Source organism: Streptomyces rectiviolaceus (genome assembly GCF_039533825.1).
Taxonomy (GTDB): Bacteria; Actinomycetota; Actinomycetes; order Streptomycetales; family Streptomycetaceae; genus Streptomyces; species Streptomyces rectiviolaceus.
Map to the genome: position 1 here is coordinate 43,318 of NZ_BAAAUG010000018.1, position 6,231 is coordinate 49,548.

Annotated in this window: 7 protein-coding genes; 3 read left to right on the forward strand and 4 right to left on the reverse strand. The window is 69.7% G+C overall.

Annotation, left to right across the window (positions count from 1 at the left end):
• Window positions 1-465, reverse strand: a 465-nt coding sequence (locus ABD378_RS04275; protein WP_344518998.1) for an FAD-dependent monooxygenase, incomplete at its 3' end; no start/stop codon positions are given.
• Between the two features lie 28 nt (window positions 466-493).
• Between ABD378_RS04275 and ABD378_RS04280 the strand changes: the two genes are divergently transcribed.
• Both ABD378_RS04280 and ABD378_RS04285 read left to right on the forward strand, forming a co-directional pair.
• The gene (locus tag ABD378_RS04280) at window positions 494-1,159 is read left to right on the forward strand and encodes a TetR/AcrR family transcriptional regulator C-terminal domain-containing protein (protein WP_425583813.1); all 666 of its coding nucleotides are present in this window, start codon (window positions 494-496) and stop codon (window positions 1,157-1,159) included.
• 9 nt (window positions 1,160-1,168) lie between these two features.
• Entirely contained in the window at window positions 1,169-1,321 is a 153-nt protein-coding gene (locus tag ABD378_RS04285) for a hypothetical protein (protein ID WP_344519000.1), read from the forward strand.
• Here ABD378_RS04285 and ABD378_RS04290 read toward each other — a convergent pair.
• From ABD378_RS04290 to ABD378_RS04300, 3 genes are read right to left on the reverse strand one after another with little or no spacing between them, the layout of a single operon-like run.
• Window positions 1,305-2,459 carry an acyltransferase family protein gene (locus tag ABD378_RS04290; protein ID WP_344519001.1) on the reverse strand — a complete coding sequence of 385 codons (1,155 nt, stop codon included), beginning with the start codon at window positions 2,457-2,459 and terminating at the stop codon, window positions 1,305-1,307. The genes ABD378_RS04285 and ABD378_RS04290 overlap by 17 nt on opposite strands.
• Window positions 2,456-3,814 (reverse strand): alpha-2,8-polysialyltransferase family protein, encoded by a 1,359-nt coding sequence (locus ABD378_RS04295; RefSeq protein ID WP_344519002.1) that lies wholly within the window; start codon window positions 3,812-3,814, stop codon window positions 2,456-2,458. The genes ABD378_RS04290 and ABD378_RS04295 overlap by 4 nt, the downstream gene beginning before the upstream one ends.
• On the reverse strand, window positions 3,814-4,791 hold the full coding sequence (locus tag ABD378_RS04300; protein WP_344519003.1) for a glycosyltransferase family 2 protein: 978 nt from the start codon (window positions 4,789-4,791) through the stop codon (window positions 3,814-3,816). The genes ABD378_RS04295 and ABD378_RS04300 overlap by 1 nt, the downstream gene beginning before the upstream one ends.
• Window positions 4,792-4,989: 198 nt before the next feature.
• Here ABD378_RS04300 and ABD378_RS04305 point away from each other — a divergent pair.
• Window positions 4,990-6,231 (forward strand): DUF6716 putative glycosyltransferase (locus tag ABD378_RS04305; RefSeq protein WP_344519004.1); only part of this gene is annotated, 1,242 nt, incomplete at its 3' end.

Below are 6,231 nucleotides of genomic sequence, written 5' to 3' on the forward strand. Positions count from 1 at the left end.
GTAGTCGCGGAGGCTGTCGAATTCCGTGCCTTGGCCGCGGGTCAGCACGCTGGTGCGGCCGTCGAGTTCGCGCAGGCGGGCGTGCAGGATCTCCTGCGTACGCCACTGGGGGAGCATCAGCGGCCGGTCGTAGGGGGAGTCCCGCGTCGGCTCCTTCTCCTCGAACATCCGGTGCGCGCCCTGTCGCTCGCCGTTCTGCCAGACCATGCCGACCGGGTAGGGGCCGCCCGCCGCCTCGGCCGCCTCGATGACCCCGAGGTCGTCGAACACCTCCTGGGTGCGGGGCTGGATGCCCTTGCCGCGGGAGCCGGGGAAGAGGGCGTCGGCCCGCTCGACGACCAGGGCAGGTACGCCGCGTCGTGCGAGGTCGCAGGCGAGGGCCAGGCCCGTGGGTCCGGCGCCCACGATGAGTACGTCGGTCATGACAGCCGTGACGGCCGCGTCCTTAACGCTGTTAAGTGCCATGTTCAGAGCCTGCGCTTAACGGTGTTAAATTGTCAAGGTGGCTACGACACCCCTGGACCGCACCCGCGTGGCGCGCACCGCCCTGAGGCTCCTGAACGAGACGGGCCTCGACGGGCTCTCCCTGCGTGCCATCGCCAAGGAGCTGGACGTCAAGGCGCCCGCTCTGTACTGGCATTTCAAGGACAAGCAGGCGCTGCTCGACGAGATGGCGACGGAGATGCTGCGGCGCATGAACGAGGAGCTCGCGGCGGGCGCGGTGCCGGACGCCGAGTGGCCGGACGCCTTCGCCGCCGCGATGCGGGGCCTGCGGCGCCACCTGCTGATGTACCGCGACGGCGCGAAGGTCTACAGCGGCACGCACTTCACGGACCTGTCGTACGCCGCCCCCATGGAGGCCCATCTGCGCATGCTCACCGACGCGGGCTTCACGCCGGGCGGGGCGGCACGCGCCTGGCTCACGGCGTACAGCTACACGATCGGCCACGTGATCGAGGAGCAGTCCATGGGCCCTGACCCGGCGAAGGCGGAGGGCGGCTACGACCTGGCGGCCCGCGCGGAGCGCCTCGCCGCGTATCCGCTCGCGTCGGCGGCGGGCGACGAGATGTTCCGTGACTACGACGCGGGGTTCGAGAAGGGCCTCACCGCGGTGATCGCCGGGATCGGGGCGACGATGCTGGAGACCCGGCACGCATAGTCTTGCCCCATGAATGAAGGCGAGACGCTGGAACGGCTGGTCCAGGAGCTGGTGGACGCGATAGGTGAGGCCGAGGTCGTGATGGGCGAGGCGATGGAGGTCGCCCGCGCGGTGACGGACGACGCCGACACCACCGCGGACGGAGTCACTTCCGGACCATGAGCCCGTTCCGGATCAGCGGCGTGAGCCGCTCCTCCACGAAACGGTTCAGGAGCCACGCGAGCAGCAGCATGGCGACGATCGTCAGACCGAAGGTCGCGTACGACGGAAGCCCGAGCCCCCGGTGCAGCGCGGCCACCGTCACCCAGCCCAGGTGCTCGTGCACCAGGTAGAACGGGTACGTCAGGGCGCCGGCCACCGTCAGCCACTTCCAGTCGACCCGGTGCAGGGCGCCGAGCGCGATCAGCAGGACCGCGGCGAAGCCCGCCGTCACGACCGCGATGATGCCGAAGGACGTGCGGTAGGAGAAGAACTCCGGGTTCGGCGCGTGCCACAGGCGGGATACCGCGTAGTGCTGGCCGATCAGCCAGCTCACCCCCACGATGCCCCAGGCCGTGAGGTCCTTGCGGTCGCGGTGGACGAGGTAGATGCCGATGCCGCCGATGAAGAAGGGGGCGTACTCGGGCATGAGGACCAGGTCGAGCAGCGGCTCGTTCGCACCCTCGGCGATGACCGCGGCAAGGGTCCACACTGCGCAGAACAGGATCACGCGGGCCCGGTTCGCGCCCGGCATGACGACGAAGAGTGCGAACAGCGCGTAGAAGCGCAGCTCGGCCCAGAGCGTCCAGCAGACGCCCAACACCCGGTCCACGCCAAGGGGTTGCTGCAGCATAGTCAGATTCACCAGGGCATCGCTCGGCGAGACCGCCTGGTACGTCACGACGGGCAGCGCGAAGACCGCCGTCACCAGGACGATCGCGGCCCAGTACGAGGGCAGCAGACGTGACGCGCGCGACGCGAAGAACGCGCGCAGCGGACGGCCCCAGCCGCTCATGCAGATCACGAAGCCGCTGATGACGAAGAAGATCTGCACGCCGAGGCAGCCGTACGCGAACCAGTTGTGCGCCGTGGGGAATTGAAGCTGCGGTGAGCCGCCCCAGGCCTCGGTGATCTCGCCGTCACGGCCGCCGTAGTGGTAGGCGGCGACCATCAGGGCCGCGATGAGGCGAAGGCCGTCCAGGGCTCTGAGCCGGGGTCGCGCACGCCTGACCACCGGAGGGGCCGCGATCGTGCGCGTGAGGGTGCCTGTTGTGTCCGCCCCCGGGGAGTGCTTGGGGAGCGTGGTTTGGGGAGAGGTCATCCGAGTGCGGTCCGCTTGATGGAGCGCTGGACCGAACGGGCGCGGCGCGCGACCCGGCGTACGGCCGCGTTGCGCGGGATGAACGAGAGCTGCGATGGCAGCGCTCCGGGCAGGGCGAGGGCCGTGAGGCGGCGCCGCTTGAAGTAGCGCCAGGTGTGCGGGCTGAGGTGCGTCGAGAGATACCGCTCGGCGGCCCCGCGGCGGCGAGGATAGATCTGCGGCTGCATGGCGAAACCGACGGCGACGAGCAGCTCGCCCAGGTCGGCGACCGGCATGCCCGGCTGCCGTCCGGTGACCGCGCCCTTGTCGGCGAGGTCGGGGATCAGTGCGTCCACGATGGTGACCGGGACGCGGTTGCTGTTCTGGTAGGGCGCGAGCCGCTCCAGGAGCGTCTCCGTGCCGGTGCGGGCGACCGGCAGGCCGTACAGCGCGGAGGCGGTGAGCAGCGCCGTCGAGAAGCAGCCGATGACGAGCGCGGGACGCATCCGCTGGTACAGGACCTCGGCAAGGACCGGCGAGTCGAGGACGGTCAGCTCGACGCCGATCGCCTCCGCCTCCTTCTCGAGCATCCGCGACCAGCGGGCGGGTGCCGTCGGATGCGGCTTGAACACCACGCGCGTGTGGCCGAGTTCGGCGGCGCCGCGCACCATGCGTACGTGCAGTTCCTCCTCTTCCTCGGCGGTCAGGATGCCGAGCGCGGAGAGGTACTGGCCAAGGAGCAGGGCGGGTTCGGCGATGTCGGGGACGTTCGCGACGTCCGTCTCACCGTCCGCCAGACGGTCGAGCACCTTCACGAACGCGTCGGTCGGCACGATCTCCGGCTCGACGCCGAACTCGGTGAGGAGCAGCGGGGTCAGGCCCGGCACCAGGTCCAGGTGCAGCAGGCGGCGCACCCGTGTGCCGACCAGTGGGTCGATCTTGTTGCGGGTCGGGCCGTAGCTCATCAGGCCGTCCGCGTAGACGTCCACGGGCGCGCCCGTGAAGATCTGCGCGAGGGCCAGGGCCGGGTTGACCTGGATCGACTCGACGGCCAGCTCGATGTCGTCGTCACCGAGGTCCCACAGGAGCCGGATGTACCGCTCCCACATCGGGATGTCGTCAGCCCGGGGAGACCAACCGCCCGGATGAAAAGGGGAGATGGCCTCGTTCCAGGAACGTACGTCGTCGAAACGGTCCCTCAGACGCTCGAAGCCCGGCATCTCGTCGACGGCGACCGTCGTCTCCGGCGTCGCCGCGTTGTTGCTGACGAGCAGCAGCCGCCGGTCGGCCGGGCCGAAGCGGTCGGCGTCGATCGCGGCGGCGAGCGTCGCGGTGCCGTACAGCGTGGACGCGAAGAAGATCTGCGTCGTCGCCATTACGCGGCCACCTCCGCCGACACCGGGCGCCGACGAAGGCGGCGAAGGCGGGTCGCCCGCTGTATGTCCATGGAGTCGAGGGCGTCGTCGAGAACGCCCTGCGGCATCCGCTTCAGGGCGGCCGCGCTCAGTGACTTCAATTTCCGCGCCACTTGTGGCTCGAACCTTTCGATGGATCCCAGATGGTGGGAAATGATCGCGCAGTAAGTACGGACGGCCTTCGGCAGGAGTTTGTCCGCGTCGCGGTCCTCCGCCGTTTCCCGGACCACCTGGTCGAATGCACGAATGAAATCGAGCTGTCGTACGTCACCGATCTGCGTGAGCGACGATGCGACCCCGCGCCGGTAGAACACGCCGAGCAGACCCACCGCGGCGAAGGATTCCGCCTCGCGGTGCAGCCGCCAGATCCACGGCCGGTCCTCCGCGGTGCGCAGACCGTCCGTGAAGTGCAGCAGGCCCTGGTCGGCCAGGCGCCGGTGGTAGATGCCCGCCCAGGCGTAGGCGTAGTCGACCGACGTCGACCGGTCGGCGGGCAGGATGACGTCCCGCGGCGGCATGACGACACCGCGCCTGCCGTGCGGGACACGGTGGATGGAGCGGGCCCGAGCGGTGCATTGCACATGGTCGGTGCGCACGAAGTCGCAGCCCAACTGCTCGATGGCCGCGACGAGTTGGGCGTAGTAGCCGGGGGCGAGCCAGTCGTCACCGTCCAGGAAGGTGAGGTACTCGCCGCGCGCCGCGTCAAGGCCCGTGTTGCGGGCGGTCGCCAGACCGCCGTTCGTCTCATGTCTGAGATGGACGGCGCCGGGCAGCTCGCGCGCGGCACGCTCCAGGATCTCTGGAGTCTCATCCTTCGAACAGTCGTCGACGAGAATGAATTCGAAGTCTTCGCGTGCGTTCGCTCGCAGACTCCTCAAGGTGTCGGGCGCGTATTGCTGCACGTTGTAGAACGGCACGATGACGGAGAGCTTAACCACGTGGGTGACGTTAGGTGTCGGCCCGGCATTCGTCTTGGCCGAAGGTGAGATGTCAGGTGAACGACGCATGGCGGAATGGTTAACCCGCCTGCTGAACGGCGGTTTCCGGGACTGATTCGCCATTCGTCGGCGTGCTGTTAACCGTTTGTTGCACCTGAGTTGGGCCGCCAATCTCAATGCCTTCCTAGCGTCCTTCCTGTGCCAGTAAGCAACAGCGGGACGACACGGATCACCGTGCTCGCCGACTCCGACACCCGGTGGAAATGGGGTGCGCTCACCGCGAGCCGCCTCGCGGGTGAGGGAGCGGACATACGCCTCGACGGACGCCTCCTCAGGGGCCGGGCCACGCCCACCGTCCGTCAGCTCGAAGAGGTCGGGGTGCGCGCGGACTCGCTCCGTGAGGTCACCGCGGTCGAGTTCCTGCGCGAGGTGGAGCGCGAAGCGCCCGACGTGATCGTGCTCGCTCTCGTGGGCGGCGCGGTCCAGGCGGTGCTGCACGGGCTCGCCCGCATAGCGGTGGCCTCCGACCGGCGCCGTCCCGTGATCGTCACCGGATACGTCGGCGTCGTCTACGAGAAGCTCGCCGACGGCCTGCTCCTGCGGCACGGCGCGGACGTCGTCCTCGCCAACTCCCGGCAGGACGCGGAGCGTTTCCGCGCCGTGTACGAGGGAGTGGGCGCCGACGCGTCGGGTGTGGTGGAGAGTGCGCTGCCGTTCCTCGGCGGGGCGGCGTACGAGAAGCGCGACCCGGACACGGCTGACCCGTACACGGTTGTCTTCGCCGCGCAGCCCTCCGTGCCGGACAGCCGCGCACACCGTACGTACCTGCTGGGCCGCATGGTCGAGCACGCACGCCTTCACCCGGACCGCGAGGTCCTGATCAAGCTGCGCAGCAAGCCCGGCGAACACACCACGCACATCGAGGAACTGCCCTACCAGAAGCTCGCCAAGGGCGAGGACCTGCCGCCCAACTGCCGCCTCGTGTACGGGAACATGGGCGGGGTCCTCGACCGCACCGACCTGCTCGTCACGGTCAGCTCCACCGCCGCGCTCGAATCCCTGCACCGCCGCATCCCCACCGTGGTCCTCACCGACCTCGGGGTGCGCGAGGCGCTCGGCAACCACCACTTCATCGGCTCCGGATGCCTGGCGTCCTGGGACGAGATCGACGCGGGGTACAGCCCCGAGGCCGCTCCGGAGTGGGTCGCACGGCAGGGCGTCGCGCCCGACGGGACGTACGAGAAGGCGTTCGACGCGGCCCGCGAGCGCGTGGCGAGCCTCCTCGCGCAGCCTCAACTGCCGCCCATCGCCCCGTACTACAGCCTCACCACCGCCCCCGGATACCTCCCCGGCATCCTGGCCCGCCACCACCTGGGCCCGGACGGCGCCCCGCTGCCCGGCGCGCCCGCGGCCGACCGCGAGCCGGGCCCGGTGCGCCAG

Excerpts from the sequence above, each read along its gene's own strand:
- ABD378_RS04285 (WP_344519000.1), top strand. The coding sequence starts at position 1,169 with ATGAATGAAGGCGAGACGCTGGAACGGCTGGTCCAGGAGCTGGTGGAC.
- ABD378_RS04290 (WP_344519001.1), bottom strand. The coding sequence starts at position 2,459 with ATGACCTCTCCCCAAACCACGCTCCCCAAGCACTCCCCGGGGGCGGAC.
- ABD378_RS04295 (WP_344519002.1), bottom strand. The coding sequence starts at position 3,814 with ATGGCGACGACGCAGATCTTCTTCGCGTCCACGCTGTACGGCACCGCG.